1 protein-coding gene is annotated in these 568 nt (G+C 39.4%); it reads left to right on the top strand.

Annotation, left to right across the window (positions count from 1 at the left end; genetic code table 11):
- Positions 1 to 568 (top strand): hypothetical protein (locus tag DSY56_RS11670; RefSeq protein ID WP_234990596.1); only part of this gene is annotated, 568 nt, incomplete at both ends.

Here is a 568-nt window from a genome sequence, read left to right as displayed (position 1 = left end):
ACATACTCTATCGTAAAAGAAGACGGTAAGTCTTATGTTCAATTCACCCCGGTAGCCACTTATACAGGAAATGTAACTCCAGTAACAGTGAAAATTGCTGATGCTAATGGAACTGAAGTAACAACAATCTATACTCCTAAGATTGTTGGAGTGAAACCAAGTGCAGAATCTTCTAAGACAAATGGAATTCAAGGCGAAACTCAAACTTCTGCTATTAAATTTGACGCAGCAGACACAGATGATACAACTGTAAACTTTGCAAAAGGAACTGCGATTATAAATAGTGAGTCTAAATCAGTCGAACTAGATAAAACATCTGTGAAGCTAGTAGGTGCAGAAAACGGAACTGTTAATGGTGACGGTAGTGTTACTGTGGCGAATCAGGGTACTTATAAGCTTGTTAAAGATGAAACTGGAGCCATTGCTGTTACCTTTACTCCGCTTGCTACATTTACTGGAGAAGCCCATGCTGTAACAGTAAGTATTACTGATGCTAATGGAACTGAAGCAACAACAACCTACACTCCAACAGTAACTCCTGTTAAAGCTTCAGCTGAACCTGCAACGT

This window comes from Streptococcus sp. 596553 (genome assembly GCF_900411395.1).
GTDB classification, from domain to species: domain Bacteria; phylum Bacillota; class Bacilli; order Lactobacillales; family Streptococcaceae; genus Streptococcus; species Streptococcus mitis_BA.
This window is presented reverse-complemented; position numbering and strand designations above follow the sequence as displayed.